At 46.0% G+C, this 14,911-nt stretch carries 18 protein-coding genes and 1 riboswitch; of the genes, 14 read left to right on the forward strand and 4 right to left on the reverse strand.

Going from position 1 to position 14,911, the window contains the following annotated elements; translation table 11 throughout:
* Nucleotides 1-164: 164 nt before the first annotated feature.
* Together UJ203_RS08725 and UJ203_RS08730 are read right to left on the reverse strand one after the other, a co-directional pair.
* Nucleotides 165-896, reverse strand: a complete 732-nt coding sequence (locus UJ203_RS08725; RefSeq protein WP_322009986.1) for a lytic transglycosylase domain-containing protein — start codon at nucleotides 894-896, stop codon at nucleotides 165-167.
* A gap of 14 nt (nucleotides 897-910) precedes the next feature.
* Nucleotides 911-1,483: a CYTH domain-containing protein gene (locus UJ203_RS08730; RefSeq protein WP_322009989.1), complete on the reverse strand. Its 573-nt coding sequence runs from the start codon at nucleotides 1,481-1,483 to the stop codon at nucleotides 911-913.
* Nucleotides 1,484-1,606: 123 nt separating this feature from the next.
* Between UJ203_RS08730 and UJ203_RS08735 the strand changes: the two genes are divergently transcribed.
* Genes UJ203_RS08735 through UJ203_RS08750 form a run of 4 tightly spaced genes read left to right on the forward strand, consistent with a single transcriptional unit; the run spans nucleotide 1,607 to nucleotide 4,373 of the window.
* Nucleotides 1,607-1,975: a hypothetical protein gene (locus tag UJ203_RS08735; RefSeq protein ID WP_095713617.1), complete on the forward strand. Its 369-nt coding sequence runs from the start codon at nucleotides 1,607-1,609 to the stop codon at nucleotides 1,973-1,975.
* Between the two features lie 28 nt (nucleotides 1,976-2,003).
* Complete coding sequence (yjbM, locus tag UJ203_RS08740) at nucleotides 2,004-2,639, forward strand: GTP diphosphokinase (RefSeq protein ID WP_024120930.1); 636 nt, start codon at nucleotides 2,004-2,006, stop codon at nucleotides 2,637-2,639.
* 19 nt (nucleotides 2,640-2,658) lie between these two features.
* Entirely contained in the window at nucleotides 2,659-3,459 is an 801-nt protein-coding gene (locus UJ203_RS08745; protein WP_010333761.1) for an NAD kinase, read from the forward strand.
* Between the two features lie 14 nt (nucleotides 3,460-3,473).
* Complete coding sequence (locus tag UJ203_RS08750) at nucleotides 3,474-4,373, forward strand: RluA family pseudouridine synthase (protein WP_322009994.1); 900 nt, start codon at nucleotides 3,474-3,476, stop codon at nucleotides 4,371-4,373.
* 17 nt (nucleotides 4,374-4,390) lie between these two features.
* Here the strand turns inward: UJ203_RS08750 and prpE are convergent, their stop codons facing one another.
* Nucleotides 4,391-5,128, reverse strand: a complete 738-nt coding sequence (gene prpE, locus UJ203_RS08755) for a bis(5'-nucleosyl)-tetraphosphatase PrpE (RefSeq protein ID WP_322009996.1) — start codon at nucleotides 5,126-5,128, stop codon at nucleotides 4,391-4,393.
* A 181-nt stretch (nucleotides 5,129-5,309) separates the two neighbouring features.
* On the opposite strand from prpE, the gene UJ203_RS08760 reads away from it, so the two are divergent.
* From UJ203_RS08760 to cotO, 10 genes are all read left to right on the forward strand, one after another.
* Nucleotides 5,310-7,154, forward strand: coding sequence for a monovalent cation:proton antiporter family protein (locus tag UJ203_RS08760; RefSeq protein ID WP_105953717.1), 1,845 nt, complete (start codon nucleotides 5,310-5,312; stop codon nucleotides 7,152-7,154).
* A 62-nt stretch (nucleotides 7,155-7,216) separates the two neighbouring features.
* Nucleotides 7,217-7,325: riboswitch (TPP riboswitch) on the forward strand.
* 80 nt (nucleotides 7,326-7,405) lie between these two features.
* Nucleotides 7,406-8,113 (forward strand): thiaminase II, encoded by a 708-nt coding sequence (gene tenA, locus UJ203_RS08765; RefSeq protein ID WP_044156371.1) that lies wholly within the window; start codon nucleotides 7,406-7,408, stop codon nucleotides 8,111-8,113.
* Nucleotides 8,091-8,708, forward strand: coding sequence for a thiazole tautomerase TenI (gene tenI / locus UJ203_RS08770; RefSeq protein WP_322010000.1), 618 nt, complete (start codon nucleotides 8,091-8,093; stop codon nucleotides 8,706-8,708). Before tenA ends, tenI begins: the two co-directional genes overlap by 23 nt.
* Nucleotides 8,692-9,801, forward strand: a complete 1,110-nt coding sequence (gene thiO / locus UJ203_RS08775) for a glycine oxidase ThiO (protein ID WP_322010002.1) — start codon at nucleotides 8,692-8,694, stop codon at nucleotides 9,799-9,801. Before tenI ends, thiO begins: the two co-directional genes overlap by 17 nt.
* Nucleotides 9,801-10,001, forward strand: a complete 201-nt coding sequence (gene thiS, locus UJ203_RS08780) for a sulfur carrier protein ThiS (protein WP_322010628.1) — start codon at nucleotides 9,801-9,803, stop codon at nucleotides 9,999-10,001. The genes thiO and thiS overlap by 1 nt, the downstream gene beginning before the upstream one ends.
* Nucleotides 9,998-10,768: a thiazole synthase gene (gene thiG, locus UJ203_RS08785; protein ID WP_322010003.1), complete on the forward strand. Its 771-nt coding sequence runs from the start codon at nucleotides 9,998-10,000 to the stop codon at nucleotides 10,766-10,768. Before thiS ends, thiG begins: the two co-directional genes overlap by 4 nt.
* Nucleotides 10,765-11,775 carry a thiazole biosynthesis adenylyltransferase ThiF gene (thiF, locus tag UJ203_RS08790; RefSeq protein ID WP_322010005.1) on the forward strand — a complete coding sequence of 337 codons (1,011 nt, stop codon included), beginning with the start codon at nucleotides 10,765-10,767 and terminating at the stop codon, nucleotides 11,773-11,775. The genes thiG and thiF overlap by 4 nt, the downstream gene beginning before the upstream one ends.
* Nucleotides 11,776-11,793: 18 nt before the next feature.
* The gene (gene thiD, locus UJ203_RS08795) at nucleotides 11,794-12,609 is read left to right on the forward strand and encodes a bifunctional hydroxymethylpyrimidine kinase/phosphomethylpyrimidine kinase (RefSeq protein ID WP_322010006.1); all 816 of its coding nucleotides are present in this window, start codon (nucleotides 11,794-11,796) and stop codon (nucleotides 12,607-12,609) included.
* Between the two features lie 136 nt (nucleotides 12,610-12,745).
* A complete protein-coding gene (fabI, locus tag UJ203_RS08800; protein WP_024120941.1) occupies nucleotides 12,746-13,522 on the forward strand; it encodes an enoyl-ACP reductase FabI in 777 nt (258 codons plus the stop codon).
* Between the two features lie 100 nt (nucleotides 13,523-13,622).
* Nucleotides 13,623-14,348, forward strand: a complete 726-nt coding sequence (cotO, locus tag UJ203_RS08805; protein WP_305933929.1) for a spore coat protein CotO — start codon at nucleotides 13,623-13,625, stop codon at nucleotides 14,346-14,348.
* Nucleotides 14,349-14,434: 86 nt separating this feature from the next.
* Here cotO and cotZ read toward each other — a convergent pair whose 3' ends face one another.
* The gene (gene cotZ / locus UJ203_RS08810; RefSeq protein ID WP_095713608.1) at nucleotides 14,435-14,884 is read right to left on the reverse strand and encodes a spore coat protein CotZ; all 450 of its coding nucleotides are present in this window, start codon (nucleotides 14,882-14,884) and stop codon (nucleotides 14,435-14,437) included.
* Nucleotides 14,885-14,911 lie beyond the last annotated feature (27 nt).

Raw genomic sequence — 14,911 nt, forward strand, 5'->3', positions numbered from 1 at the left:
TTTTAGCAACAAGGCATCATTTCTACAAACAAACTGCCTTTTATGTGCTCGAAGACAGGGTTCGGCTTTAGAGCCGGGTTTGTATTTCATATCATATCACATACAAATCATGAATGTGTAAGATTTCACTCCGCAAAAAAACCGGAGGGCAAGAGCCGCTCCGGTTACGCGTAATAGGTTGCTGTTATTTTTTTTACATAGTTTTGAGTTTCTCTGAAAGGCGGAATGCCTCCGTATCGATCAACGTTTCCCGGTCCGGCGTTATAAGCTGCTAACGCCATGGATACATTCCCATCATATTTATCCAGCATTTGTTTTAAATACTTCGTTCCGCCCTCAACGTTTTGCTGCGGATTAAGCGGATTGGAAACGCCAAGTGAGGTTGCTGTTGACGGCATCAGCTGCATTAAGCCCATTGCGCCTGCACCGCTGACGGCTTTTGCATTAAAGCCTGATTCCTGTTTGATGACAGCGCGGATTAATTTTTCATCGACTCCGTATTTGTCAGACGCTTTTTTTATAGCGCTGTCGATTGAGAAGTCACCCGAACTGATGTTTTTATCCTCTTGTTTGTTTGAGGAGACATCAACAGCGGCTGTTTCAGTGGTTTCACTCGCTTTTGTCATTTGGCCGGCATTGCCGTTGGAATAGGAGGTAAGCCCGTAAGCTGAAAGCAGTGACGGCGATGTCCCGTAAACGCTGTTCAGCTGGCTGAGCGGGCTTGAAGATGCTGCTGGCGCTGTTGTTTGCTGGGACAGTCCATTTGTATATTGGCTGAGCAAGGAGCTGAAGCTTGAAAGCGGGCTTTCGGCACTCTGACTGCCCGTGCTGCTTGCATTTGATATAGACTGTAATGCCTGAAGCTGAAGGAGAGCCGCCCAATTCGTTACGTTCACTATGTCATTCCACCTTATATAGACTTTCGTTTTTCTTCATAAAAACGCTGAATTTTATTTTTGGTTTCACGCAGAGGAATACTGAATTGCTGAAGCAGCTTTTCAAAGGCCAGTTTGCCTTCATGCCAGTCAGCCGCCTCAAATTCGATTTCATAATCCTCTTTATTTAAATATCGGCTGTGATCTAAAACTATTAAACCTTTTTCTGTTTCTTTTTCTGCACGATTTGTTGTTAAAGATCCAAAATAATGAATGGCGTCTGTATCGATGTGAAGCTTCTTCAGCTGGTCCTCGACAGGGCCTTTCGGAATCGTGAAACGTGTAAATTCGGATACGCCGGAAAGTTTCTGGTGGGTTTCCAGAAGTCCAACTTCAGCCGGTTCTTTTAACGTCAGCACATACTCGCCATTTTTCTTGCGGATTCGAAGCGCCGCATGTTTTTGTTTCAGTGCGAAGCTGTTTGTATCAAAATAGTGATTCTCTTGATTTGTAAATTCTTTTTCTGTCAAGTGCAGTGCTGCAGCTATGTTTTCAAATTCATGTTTTGTCAGCAGATTTTTAAATTCAATTTCAATTTCTTGGCTCATGATTGTCTTCCTTTCAGCTCTGTAAATCTCATTTTTACTATTATCTCTTTAGATGTTAGGTTTATCAATATCGAGCTTGATATGATAAAATGAATCTGTACTTTGTTTATAAAGGAGAGCATTATGCAAAACAGAATCGAAATCTTAAATGCAACACTATCGGATGATGAGCTTCGCCTTACCTGTGAGACAGAAGGAATCGAAGCAGAGCGCAAGCCGTCAGGTCAAATGCTTGTTGATTCTGACAACATTGCTTTTGTATACATACTTGAATTAGCTGATTCTTTTGAATATGTCATGATAAAGGAACATATATGGCCTGAACTGAAGCAGGCCCATGATCAAAGAAAACCGATTGTTTTAGAGGCAGGGAAGGAAAGCATTGAGCTGTCAGGCCTCTATGAGGAGCTGGAGTATCTTTTAGAAAATATTAAAGATAATGCGAACTACGGAGAAGAAATGGAAGAAAAAGTGAAACGCGTATTTCTATAGAAACTGGTGCTGAATTGGGGGATGTATGATGGATGACAAACAATGGGAGCGTTTTTTAGTGCCGTACCGCCAGGCTGTTGAAGAATTAAAAGTGAAGCTCAAGGGGATCCGCACGCTTTATGAATATGAGGATGACCATTCACCGATTGAGTTTGTGACAGGACGCGTCAAGCCTGTGGCAAGTATACTCGAAAAGGCCAGACGGAAAAGCATACCGTTACATGAAATTGAAACCATGCAGGATATCGCAGGCCTTAGGATCATGTGCCAATTTGTCGATGACATCCAATTTGTAAAGGAAATGCTGTTTGCCCGAAAAGATTTCACCGTTGTGGATCAGAGAGATTATATTGCAGAACATAAAGAGAGCGGGTATCGGTCATATCACCTTGTCGTGATGTATCCTTTGCAGACGATATCCGGAGAGAAACATGTTCTTGTTGAAATACAGATCCGTACGCTGGCGATGAATTTTTGGGCGACCATTGAGCATTCATTAAATTATAAATACAGCGGAAACATTCCTGAAAAAGTAAAACTGAGGCTCCAGCGCGCTTCTGAAGCGGCTTCGCGGCTTGATGAAGAGATGTCGGAGATCAAGGGTGAAATACAGGAAGCTCAAGCTGCCTTTTCTAGAAAGAAAAAAGGAAGCGAGCATCAATAGGTAAAGGGGAAGAAAAAGCATGAAATTTGCCGTATCGTCAAAAGGAGATAATGTTTCTGATACGCTGAAAAGCAAAATACAGGCGTATTTATTGGATTTTGACATGGAACTGGATGAAAATGAACCGGAAATCGTCATTTCAGTCGGGGGCGACGGGACGCTTTTATACGCTTTTCACAGATACAGCGACAGGTTAGATAAAACAGCTTTTGTCGGCGTTCACACGGGTCATCTTGGGTTTTATGCGGACTGGGTTCCTCATGAAATTGAAAAACTCGTGCTCGCAATTGCGAAAACACCGTATCATACTGTGGAATATCCGCTCCTTGAAGTGATAGTGACCTATCATGAAAATGAGCGAGAGGAAAGATATTTGGCGTTAAATGAATGTACGATTAAAAGCATAGAAGGAAGCCTTGTGGCGGATGTGGAAATCAAAGGGCAGCTCTTTGAAACGTTCCGAGGCGACGGCCTTTGCCTGTCCACGCCTTCCGGGAGCACAGCCTATAATAAAGCGCTGGGCGGAGCAATTATCCACCCATCCATCAGAGCGATTCAGCTGGCGGAAATGGCATCTATCAATAACCGCGTATTCCGGACGGTCGGATCACCGCTCCTTCTCCCTTCCCATCATGATTGCATGATTAAACCGAGAAACGAAGTTGACTTTCAAGTAACAATTGACCATTTAACCCTGCTTCATAAGGATGTAAAGTCCATCCGCTGCCAGGTTGCATCCGAAAATGTAAGATTTGCAAGATTCCGTCCGTTTCCGTTTTGGAAAAGAGTCCAGGATTCATTTATCGGAAAAGGTGAGTAGAAAGAGGACGTATCGTGGAGCAATTTATTATTGAAAAGAACATCACTTCCGCTGAAGACGGAATGACCTTAAAGGAATATGCGGGCGAGCTGGGGATTTCGAAACGTCTGCTGACCGACATCAAGTTTAGCGGAGGAGATTTTCTCATTAACGGTGAGCATGTGACTGTTAAATACGTATTGAGAGACGGAGACCTTCTAGTTGTAAAGTTTCCTGAGGAACAGGTGAGCGAGACGCTTTTGGCCGAGCCTGTTCCGCTCGATATTCTGTATGAGGATGAACACGTGCTTGTGATAAACAAACAGCCGTATGTGTCATCTATTCCGTCGCGAGAGCACCCGGCGGGAAGCATCGCAAATGGCATCATCCATCACTACCAAAAAAACGGAGTGCGGGCCACGGTTCATCTTGTCACCCGGCTAGACCGGGACACGTCTGGTGTCATGCTGATTGCCAAGCATCGCTTTGCCCACTCCATTTTATCGTCGGCGCAAAAAAACGGCCTTGTGAAACGCAGATATGTTGCGGTTGTGCATGGACGTATGACAGAGACAGAGGGAAAGATAGACGCCCCGATTGACAGACATCCTGACAGTATCATTGAACGGATGGTGACACCGGGCGGTCAGAAGGCTGTTACTCACTTTCGTGTCACACGTATAACAGATGACTTAACCTCGGTGGCATTGCAGCTTGAGACAGGGCGGACCCACCAGATTCGCGTCCATATGAGCTACCTCGGACACCCGCTGTGCGGCGATACGTTGTACGGCGGAACGAGACAAAAGATTGACAGGCAGGCGCTGCACAGTGAGCAGCTGTCGTTTATCCACCCGCTGACGCAGGAGAAAATGACGTTTCATGCGGCTCTGCCGCACGATATGCAAGAATTAGTTAGAGGAGAGAATCATTAAAACGATTCTCTCCTTTTTTATATGGGGCGAAATCTAGATTCGTCATAAGGCATAGAGCTTGGAACGGAGACTGTCTTCAGTTCGGGAAAACGCAAGGCCGTCAGTTCATTCCCAAACACACAGCCCGTATCAATGTTAATGGTGCGATTTATGATGCGGGGCTCTTTAACAGGTGTGTGTCCGTATACAACCCATGCTTTCCCGTTATAGACGGCGGCCCAATCCCGCCTGACGGGTCTGCCGTCCGGATACGTTTCACCCGTCACATCGCCGTAAAGCACAAAGTCCTTTACTCTTCTTGTGTTTTTGCCGATATCGTCAGCCTTTATGCCAGCATGGGCGACAACCAATTCTCCATTATGTAAGATGTCGTAAAGCGGCGCAGTTTCATAAAGCTTCATAAATTGTTCGCTGACTTTTCTTCTTTCTTCTTCAGAAAGTGCTTTAAGCTCTGCCGCAGTTGTTTCAAGACCATGCATCACTTTAACGGGATTTCCTTTTAAGTAGCGGTACAGCTTGTTGCAATGATTTCCCGGGACATAACGCACTGCTCCTTGTTCATAAGCGCCGGCTACAAAGCGGATGACTTCAATTGATTTAGGGCCTCGGTCTGTCAAATCCCCGGCAAAAACAAGCATCCTGCCTTCATCATGTACAGGCAATCCATTTTTTATTGTGTATCCAAGTTTTTCTATCAGGGCTGTCATTTCATCGTAGCAGCCATGAATATCGCTGATAATATCGTAGTAAGCCATGCAGCATCCTCCTTACTCATGATTTTATTTATTATGAAGCAAATTGCTGTGAGTCATCACCAGCTTTTATGTGCAAATTATAGAAGAATCATTTTCTAAAAAAAATGAGACCTTATTACTTTATTTTCATTATCACCCTTGTTAAAATCGCGTTATGTTTTTTTAAAAGGAGGTTCAGATTATGGCGCATACATCTGTCGCATCATTAGTTGTCGTACTTATCGTTGCATTTTTAACTCCCATCCTTTTGCATCGGTTTAAACTCAGCATCCCTGTTGTAGTTGCTGAAATTATTATGGGATTGATTATAGGAAAAAGCGGTCTTAATTTAGTTGTGGAGGGTGATACTTGGCTTCAGACGCTCTCTATGCTCGGATTTATCTTTTTAATGTTTTTAAGCGGGCTTGAAATTGATTTTTCATCCTTTGAGAGAGGAAAGAAAAAGCAGTTTTTGCAAAACGGCAAGGAAGCACCCAATACATTTGCCACAGCATCCATTATTTTTATCGGTATTTTTATTTTATCATTGCTGCTGTCCTATGGGTTCGTCTTGGCCGGATTTATCCAAAATGCTTTTTTAATGACGCTTATTATTTCTACGATTTCGTTAGGTGTTGTTGTTCCAACCTTAAAGGAAGAACGGATCATGGATTCAAACATCGGGCAGATTATCCTGCTTGTTGCTGTGATTGCTGACTTGGTCACTATGATTCTTCTTGCTGTATTTTCTTCTCTATACGGAGAGGACAGCGGAAACATGTGGCTCTTGATGATCCTGTTCGCAGCCGGAGTAGTGCTTTACTTTTTCGGCCGGGTCTTCAAACACCGTTCTTTTGTTCAGTCCATGTCAAAAGGGACGATCCAGATCGGCACTCGTGCTATTTTCACCTTAATTATCGTACTGGTGGCTCTGTCTGAATCACTGGGGGCAGAAAATATTCTCGGCGCTTTCTTAGCGGGCGTACTTGTTTCCCTGCTCTCGCCGAACAAGGAATTGGTTCAGCAGCTTGATTCCTTCGGCTACGGGTTCTTAATACCGATTTTCTTTGTGATGGTCGGTGTAAAATTGGATATTTGGACACTTTTTCAGGACCCGAAAATTTTAGTGATGATTCCGCTGCTGCTTATGGCGCTGCTAGTAAGCAAAATTCTTCCTGTCCTGTACTTGAAGAAATGGTATGATAACCGCACAATATTGGCGTCTGGTTTCCTGCTGACATCAACGCTTTCTCTTGTGATTGCCGCTGCGACAATCGGCCAGCAGCTTCATGTAATCAGCGCGAATATGTCAGGAGCGCTTACGCTGGTGGCGGTTATTGCAAGTATTTTTACGCCGGTGGGTTTTAAAAAGCTGTACAAAAAACAGGAGCAGCCGGAGGAGAAAAAGAAGATCACATTTATCGGCGCTAATCAAATGACACTGCCTGTGACACTTGAATTGCCTGAGAACGAGTATGAAGTGCGTGTCGTGCACGTTTATCAAGAAAACGCTGAGGAAAAGCTGTCAGACTCAGTATTTTCCGTCGAAACGATTTCTGATTATGAGCATCAAACCCTTGAATCACTCGGTATATTTGATACAGAAATCCTTGTGGTGGCGACAGGGGATGAAGACATGAATACGGACATCGCACTATACGCCAAAGAAAAAGGAACAGAAAGAGTCATTGCCAGCACCGGATCACCGGAGAACGAAGCGAAATTGAAAGAGCAGGGCATCAGCATCTTTTCCATCTTGCTGTCGACCAAAACGCTGCTTCGCGCGCTGATAGAAGCGCCTGGCGTCATGAAACTGCTCACGAACCAGGAGTCTTCGCTGTATCAAATTAATATGGAAAACAGCAAATACGATGGCGTGATTCTCCGTGAATTCCCTTTAACAGGCGACGTGATTTTTGTCAGGATTTTCCGGGGTGTCGACAGCATCGTTCCTCACGGCGATACAAGACTGAAAATCGGAGACCGCTTAATTGTCACCGGATCACGCGGGTACGTAACCGATCTTAAGAAAACATTGGAAGGATAATATCTTGACCAAATAAGGATTCGTGTTAAGATAGAGGTGCAGAACAATTCAATATGTATTCGTAAAACCACTAGGGGTGTCCTTTATAAGGGCTGAGATAAAAGTGTGACTTTTAGACCCTCATAACTTGAACAGGTTCAGACCTGCGTAGGGAAGTGGAGCGGTATTTGTGTTATATAACTATGCCAATTCCAAACCACTTTTCCTTGCGGGAAAGTGGTTTTTTTATTATCAGACAGGGGGAATGACGTGTGAAGTTTTCAGAAGAATGCCGCAGTGCAGCCGCAGAATGGTGGGAAGGCAGCTTTGTCCATCCATTTGTTCAGGGGATCGGTGACGGAACTCTTCCGATCGACCGCTTTAAATATTACGTGCTTCAGGATTCTTACTATTTAACTCATTTTGCAAAGGTGCAATCGTTCGGTGCCGCTTATGCAAAGGATCTTTATACAACAGGACGCATGGCCAGCCATGCTCAAGGTACATATGAAGCGGAAATGGCGCTTCATCGCGAGTTTACGGAGCTTTTGGAAATCAGTGAGGAAGAACGGAAGTCATTTAAGCCATCTCCTACCGCTTACTCCTATACATCCCATATGTACCGTTCGGTTTTGAGCGGGAATTTTGCAGAAATCTTGGCAGCTCTTCTCCCGTGCTATTGGCTTTATTATGAGGTTGGTGAGAAATTGCTGACATGTGATCCGGGGCATCCGATTTATCAGAAGTGGATTAGCACATACGGCGGTGACTGGTTCAGACAGCAGGTGGAAGAACAAATTAACCGTCTGGATGAGCTGGCGGAAAACAGCACGGAGGAAGTGCGTGCCAAAATGAAAGAGAATTTCGTTATTTCGAGCTATTATGAATATCAGTTCTGGGGAATGGCTTATCGAAAAGAAGGCTGGTCAGACAGCGGCGTAAAAGAGGTGGAAGGGCTTGGAGCTGCACGCCATAACTGATGACCGCAAGCCGGTTGAAGATCTAGCGAGATCAATTATAGCCATTCAGGATGAGGTTGATTTCATCCATATTCGTGAACGGTCTAAATCGGCGGCTGACATTTTGAAACTGCTGGAGTTTATTTCTGAAGACGGTGTTGATAAGCAAAAGCTGGTGATGAATGGCCGGGTTGATATTGCGCTTTTTTCAAATATTCATCGCGTTCAGCTGCCGAGCAGCAGCTTTTCGCCGAAACAAGTAAGAGCCAGATTTCCTCACCTGCACATTGGGCGATCGGTGCATTCACTGGAGGAAGCGCTTCAGGCAGAAAAGGAAGACGCTGATTATGTTTTGTTCGGCCATGTGTTTGAAACGGATTGCAAACAAGGCCTTGAGGGCAGAGGCGTGTCTTTGCTTTCAGAAATCAAACAGAGGATCTCGATTCCGGTTATTGCAATTGGCGGAATGACACCTGCCAGATTAAGAGAAGTGAAACAAGCAGGTTCAAACGGTATCGCTGTCATGTCCGGAATTTTTTCTTCCGATGATCCTTTGGAAGCTGCCAGACGATATTCCCGCAAGCTAAAGGAGATTCAGTATGAAAAGGCATTATGATGCAGTTGTCATTGGAGGCGGAATGATTGGTTCCGCGATAGCTTATCAGTTGGCAAAAGAAAAGAAAAACACCGCATTGCTTGAAAGCGGAACAATTGGCGGCAGAACAACAAGCGCCGCGGCAGGGATGCTTGGCGCCCATGCCGAGTGCGAGGAGCGGGATGCGTTTTTTGATTTCGCCATGCACAGTCAGCGTTTGTATCAGGGGCTTGGAGAGGAGCTATTTGCATTATCCGGCATTGATATCAGAAGGCATGATGGCGGTATGTTTAAGCTTGCATTCTCCGAAGAAGACGTGTCACGCCTGAGACGGATGGACGATTTGGATTCTGTCAGCTGGCATACAAAAGAAGAAGTGCTGGCAAAAGAGCCGTATACGGCCGGTGAGATTTACGGGGCGAGCTTTATTCAGGACGATGTTCATGTTGAGCCTTATTTTGTATGCAAGGCATACGCTAAATCGGCTAAAGCGCTTGGTACGGAAATTTTTGAGCATACTCCCGTTCTCGATGTGACACGTGGCGGTGAATCCATTTTGATCAAAACAGGTTCCGGTGACTTGCATGCGGACCATGTCGTGGTTGCCAGCGGGGTCTGGAGTGGGATGTTTTTTAAACAGCTCGGGTTGAACCAGTCATTTTTTCCTGTAAAAGGAGAGTGCCTGTCTGTTTGGAATGATGATATTCCGCTGACAAAAACACTTTATCATGATCATTGCTATATCGTACCGAGAAAAAGCGGCAGACTGGTTGTCGGCGCGACGATGAAGCCTGGTGATTGGAGCGATAAGCCGGATCTTGGCGGACTTCAGTCGGTTATGGAAAAAGCGAAAACGATGCTGCCGGCGATTCAGAAAATGAAGGTTGATCGTTTTTGGGCGGGACTGCGTCCGGGGACAAAGGACGGAAAACCATACATTGGCAGACACCCTGAGGACAGCCGCATTTTATTTGCGGCGGGCCATTTCAGAAACGGGATTCTGCTTGCTCCTGCAACGGGTGCTTTAATCGGTGATCTCATTATGAATAAAGAGGTCAAGGCAGACTGGCTGCACGCCTTTCGAATTGATCGCAAGGAGGCGGTTCAGATATGATGCTACAGCTGAACGGTAAACAAGTTGAGTGGGATAGAGACAGAGGTACGATTCAGGATCTGCTTGCGTCTTATCAGCTTGAAAAAAAAATCGTGATCGTTGAAAGAAATAAAGAAATTATAGGCAAAGAACAATATCGCGAGGTAGAGCTTTCTGATCGTGATGTCATCGAAATTGTCCATTTTGTAGGAGGCGGATGAGAATGTTAACAATTGGCGGGAAACAATTTCAATCAAGGTTGCTGCTGGGCACGGGAAAATATCCATCGTTTGACATTCAAAAGGATGCGGTGGCGGTTTCAGAGTCTGATATTTTAACATTTGCTGTGCGGAGAATGAATATCTTTGAAGCGTCTCAGCCTAATTTTCTGGAGCAGCTTGATTTATCCAAATATACGCTTCTGCCAAATACAGCAGGCGCCAGCACGGCGGAAGAAGCAGTTCGAATTGCACGGCTTGCGAAGGCATCCGGGCTTTGTGACATGATTAAAGTCGAAGTCATCGGGTGCAGCCGCTCCTTGCTGCCCGATCCTGTGGAAACGTTAAAAGCGTCTGAACAGCTTCTTGAAGAAGGATTCATTGTACTGCCGTACACCTCGGATGATGTGGTGCTGGCGAGAAAGCTTGAAGAGCTTGGTGTTCATGCCATTATGCCGGGGGCTTCTCCGATTGGATCGGGACAGGGGATTTTAAATCCTTTGAATCTGTCATTTATCATTGAACAGGCGAAAGTGCCGGTCATCGTGGATGCCGGAATCGGATCGCCAAAAGATGCGGCATATGCAATGGAGCTTGGAGCGGACGGCGTACTGCTGAATACGGCCGTATCAGGTGCGAACGATCCGGTGAAAATGGCACACGCCATGAAGCTTGCGGTAGAAGCAGGCCGTCTATCTTATGAAGCAGGCCGTATTCCAGCCAAGTCATATGGGACGGCTAGCAGTCCGGGAGAAGGTCTTCCTGTATGACGGACAGGTATTCCAGACAGGAGCTGTTTGCTCCAATCGGCCGCGAAGGCCAGAAGAAACTGAGAGAGGCGCGCGTTGTGATCATCGGCGCCGGCGCACTGGGAACAGCCAGCGCAGAGATGCTGGTGAGAGCGGGAGTCGGATCGGTGAAAATCGCCGATAGAGATTACGTCGAATGGAGCAATCTTCAGCGCCAGCAGCTTTACACAGAAAATGATGTCAAAAAGGAACTGCCGAAAGCAGCAGCAGCTGAGCAGCGTCTTCGTTCCATTAACAGTGATGTGGATGTGACCGGACTTGTCATGGATGTCACAGCAGAAAACGTATCCGAGCTGATTCGCGGCGCATCAATCATTGTAGATGCCGCCGATAATTTTGAAACCCGGCTCATTGTTAACGATGCTGCGGTGAAAGAAGGCATTCCGTTTCTTTACGGCGCTTGTGTGGGGAGCTACGGTCTCACGTTTACTGTATTGCCGGGAGTAACACCCTGCCTTCATTGTTTACTCGATACTCTTCCTATTGGCGGTGCGACATGCGACACAGCCGGCATTATCAGCCCGGCTGTTCTGCAGGTTGCTGTTCTTCAGGTGACAGACGCCCTGAAACTGCTGACGGGAGAGGAATGCGAGCCTGTGCTGCGCTCCTTTGATCTGTGGAAAAATGAGCGGTCAGAGGTAGGAGCAGCGGGACTTAAAGATGACTCGTGTCCAAGCTGCGGCACAAAGGATTTTCCGTTTTTATCATATGAAAATCAAACGAAAGCAGCAGTATTGTGCGGCAGAAACACGGTGCAAATCAGATCCTCTTTCACAAAAGAAGCAGATCTTGACGTGATGGCGGGGCGGCTGAGGCAGGCGGGGCTGGAAGTAGCAGCGAATCCGTATTTAATTTCCTGCCGCTCGGATGACATGAAAATGGTGCTGTTTAGGGACGGCAGAGCATTGATCCATGGAACAAATGATATTGCCAGGGCAAAATCCATCTATCATAAATGGATCGGGTAATAAAAGGAGTGTAGTTTGATGAGTATATATAAAGCCTTGACGATCGCCGGCTCTGACTCAGGCGGCGGTGCGGGGATACAGGCAGATATTAAAACCTTTCAGGAGCTTGGTGTATTCGGAATGTCTGCCATCACGGCGGTAACTGCTCAAAATACACTTGGCGTCCACGGCGTGTATCCGCTGACTGCAGAGGCATTGAGAGAGCAAATTGACGCTGTGTCGGAGGATTTGAGACCGGACGCCGTAAAAACAGGAATGCTTTGGAATGCGGAAATGATTGAAGAAGTGGCAAGAAAAATTGATCAATACGAATTAAGCCGGGTAATCGTTGATCCGGTTATGATTGCGAAGGGCGGGGCGTCCTTGCTTCGCGATGAATCAATCGCTACGCTGAAGGAGCTGCTGATTCCAAGAAGCTATGCGATCACGCCGAATGTGCCGGAAGCAGAAGCGCTGACGGGTATGGCGATCCGTTCGCTTGATGACCGGAAGAAAGCTGCGGAACAGCTGGTGAAGATGGGTGCGCAGCATGTGATTATCAAAGGCGGGCACCAGCCTGAGGACAATCACATTACTGACCTTCTTTTTGATGGAAACATGTTTATGCAAATCAGCCATCCTTATATCGATACGAAGCATACGCATGGCACAGGCTGCACCTTTGCTGCGGCTTTAACAGCCCAAACCGCTAAAGGAGACAGCATCCATCAGGCATTCGAGGTTGCTGCCAACTTTGTCCGCGAAGCTGTGGAAAATACGCTCGGCATCGGATCGGGCCACGGACCGACAAATCATTTCGCTTTTAAACGAAACAGTATAAAAATAAACCGATGAGACCACCTGCTTATGGTGGTCTCTTTTATGTTTGACTTTGGTATGCGCTTTTCATCTGGACAAGGTTATGATATGATAGGTATTAAGATCAGGTACTAATACTATGTCTTTAACAAATATAGGAGGCTTTATACATATGAATTTTTCACTTGAAGGCCGCAACATTGTTGTTATGGGAGTAGCCAACAAACGCAGTATCGCTTGGGGAATTGCGCGCTCTTTACATGAAGCGGGCGCACGTTTGATTTTCACATATGCAGGTGAACGCCTGGAGAAATCTGTTCATGAACTCGCTGGAACTTTAGAGCGAAACGATTCCATTATTCTTCCTTGCGACGTGACAAACGACGCGGAAATCGAAACTTGTTTCGCAAGCATTAAGGAGCAGGTCGGTGTGATCCACGGTATCGCGCATTGTATCGCGTTTGCCAACAAAGAAGAGCTTGTCGGCGAATACTTAAACACAAATCGTGAGGGCTTCCTTCTAGCTCACAACATCAGCTCATACTCACTGACCGCTGTCGCAAAAGCGGCGCGTCCGATGATGACTGAAGGCGGAAGCATCGTAACGCTGACTTACCTTGGCGGAGAGCTCGTTATGCCGAACTACAACGTGATGGGTGTAGCGAAAGCTTCTCTTGACGCAAGTGTGAAGTACTTAGCTGCTGACTTAGGAAAAGAAAATATCCGCGTTAACAGCATTTCTGCCGGTCCGATCAGAACATTGTCTGCTAAAGGCATCAGTGACTTCAACTCCATCTTAAAAGACATCGAAGAGCGTGCGCCGCTACGCCGCACGACTACACCTGAAGAGGTGGGAGATACAGCTGCATTTTTATTTAGCGATATGTCCCGAGGCATCACAGGTGAAAATCTTCATGTTGATTCAGGTTTCCATATCACTGCCCGCTAAGCAGATTCACCATCAAGCAGTCCCTAACAGGGATTGCTTTTTTATTTCTTCTGATTTTCAGCATTCTGTCATATAGATAGAATATGACAGAATCGGAGGGATGAAGATGTCTAATAAGAAAAGAAACGCGGATAAAAAACCGCTCATGTATATTGTTCAGCCGGATTATGTGGAAACACGCTCGTCCATGCAGGAGATCGTCATTAAAAGAAAAGCCAAACCGGCTCCGCCAAAAGCAAAGGAACAGCCGGTTTACCATGAAAAAGAGCGGGAAGACATTCAGGTAAAAGATGCCGTGGAAACAGAGGAAAAACAGCGGGAAGACATTCAGGCAAAAGATGCTCGGCAAACAGAGAAAAAACAGGCAGAGGCACAAGTGAGTCAGCAAAAACAAGAGGCGAGAGAGCCGGAGAACCAGAAAAAGCAGCAGGAACCGTTAGAAGAGCCGCAGGCAATTGAAGACACCGCCAAACAGCAACCTCAGGAAGCAGAAAAAAAGGAAGAGCCTGCACCTGAAGCCCGTAAGCCTGAAAAGGAACCGGAGGCCGTTCATAATGCAGCTAAAGCTGAAGAAAAGACACCGCCGGCCAGAAAAGTGAAAAAACCGATGAGCAAGATGTCCATCCATGAAAAAATCGACTTTTTAACAAAACTGCCGCATAACATGCCGAGAGCGCTTTGTCTGATTGAAGCCAATGGGAAAACGTACAGAGGCGTGATTGTCGGAAGAAGAAATGATTCCGTTCTGCTTCGGACGACCGGAAACGGCGCTCCGACTGAGCTGGCGATTGATGATATCACATCTCTGCACCCGTTAGGTTTTTAATGAAAGCAAAAAGCTGCCCGGCAGATCGTTCCGGCAGCTTTTTTACATAGAGAAAAGCCTGCAAATCTGCAAGCTTTTCCGCCTTATCATGAATGATGATGTGTTCGATTGATTAAACGGGGATTTAAGCAATTGATCGCGCAGAAGCAGTCTAAATCCACTTCAATGCAGTAGTGCGTTTTTTCAAGTCGGAACACTTCACAAATCGTGTCTTTATCAGTGAAGTCCAAAATGTGTTTGTGTTCGTCAAAAGCGATTAATAAGGATAGCGTTGCGCAGCTGCCATGAACTTTTTCCACTCTAAAAAATACTGTATTAAAGCAAGGTCCGTTATCCAGCTCGCCGACATTACCGAAGGCGACTAAAGGCTTTGATTTTGATGTAAATATTGCAAAAGGCACTGTATCGCCTAATGAATGGCTTACAGATAAAAGCTTGGAGTGGCAGCCGGTCGGGCAATCCTCTTCAACCGCGTTTTGCAGATCTTCAATTTGTTCTACCGCTTCACGCACGCAGCTTGATGTTTTCTGGCTCATATATTATCCCTCCTGCCTTGTAATTTT

This window comes from Bacillus sp. V26, assembly GCF_034296245.1.
Lineage (GTDB): Bacteria > Bacillota > Bacilli > Bacillales > Bacillaceae > Bacillus > Bacillus halotolerans.

Coding starts and splice junctions, on each gene's coding strand:
- UJ203_RS08730 (WP_322009989.1), bottom strand. CDS start 1,483: ATGAGCCAAGAAATTGAAATTGAATTTAAAAATCTGCTGACAAAACAT.
- UJ203_RS08735 (WP_095713617.1), top strand. CDS start 1,607: ATGCAAAACAGAATCGAAATCTTAAATGCAACACTATCGGATGATGAG.
- yjbM (WP_024120930.1), top strand. CDS start 2,004: ATGGATGACAAACAATGGGAGCGTTTTTTAGTGCCGTACCGCCAGGCT.
- UJ203_RS08745 (WP_010333761.1), top strand. CDS start 2,659: ATGAAATTTGCCGTATCGTCAAAAGGAGATAATGTTTCTGATACGCTG.
- prpE (WP_322009996.1), bottom strand. CDS start 5,128: ATGGCTTACTACGATATTATCAGCGATATTCATGGCTGCTACGATGAA.
- UJ203_RS08760 (WP_105953717.1), top strand. CDS start 5,310: ATGGCGCATACATCTGTCGCATCATTAGTTGTCGTACTTATCGTTGCA.
- thiO (WP_322010002.1), top strand. CDS start 8,692: ATGAAAAGGCATTATGATGCAGTTGTCATTGGAGGCGGAATGATTGGT.
- thiS (WP_322010628.1), top strand. CDS start 9,801: ATGCTACAGCTGAACGGTAAACAAGTTGAGTGGGATAGAGACAGAGGT.
- thiG (WP_322010003.1), top strand. CDS start 9,998: ATGAGAATGTTAACAATTGGCGGGAAACAATTTCAATCAAGGTTGCTG.
- thiF (WP_322010005.1), top strand. CDS start 10,765: ATGACGGACAGGTATTCCAGACAGGAGCTGTTTGCTCCAATCGGCCGC.
- thiD (WP_322010006.1), top strand. CDS start 11,794: ATGAGTATATATAAAGCCTTGACGATCGCCGGCTCTGACTCAGGCGGC.
- fabI (WP_024120941.1), top strand. CDS start 12,746: ATGAATTTTTCACTTGAAGGCCGCAACATTGTTGTTATGGGAGTAGCC.
- cotO (WP_305933929.1), top strand. CDS start 13,623: ATGAAGATGTCTAATAAGAAAAGAAACGCGGATAAAAAACCGCTCATG.
- cotZ (WP_095713608.1), bottom strand. CDS start 14,884: ATGAGCCAGAAAACATCAAGCTGCGTGCGTGAAGCGGTAGAACAAATT.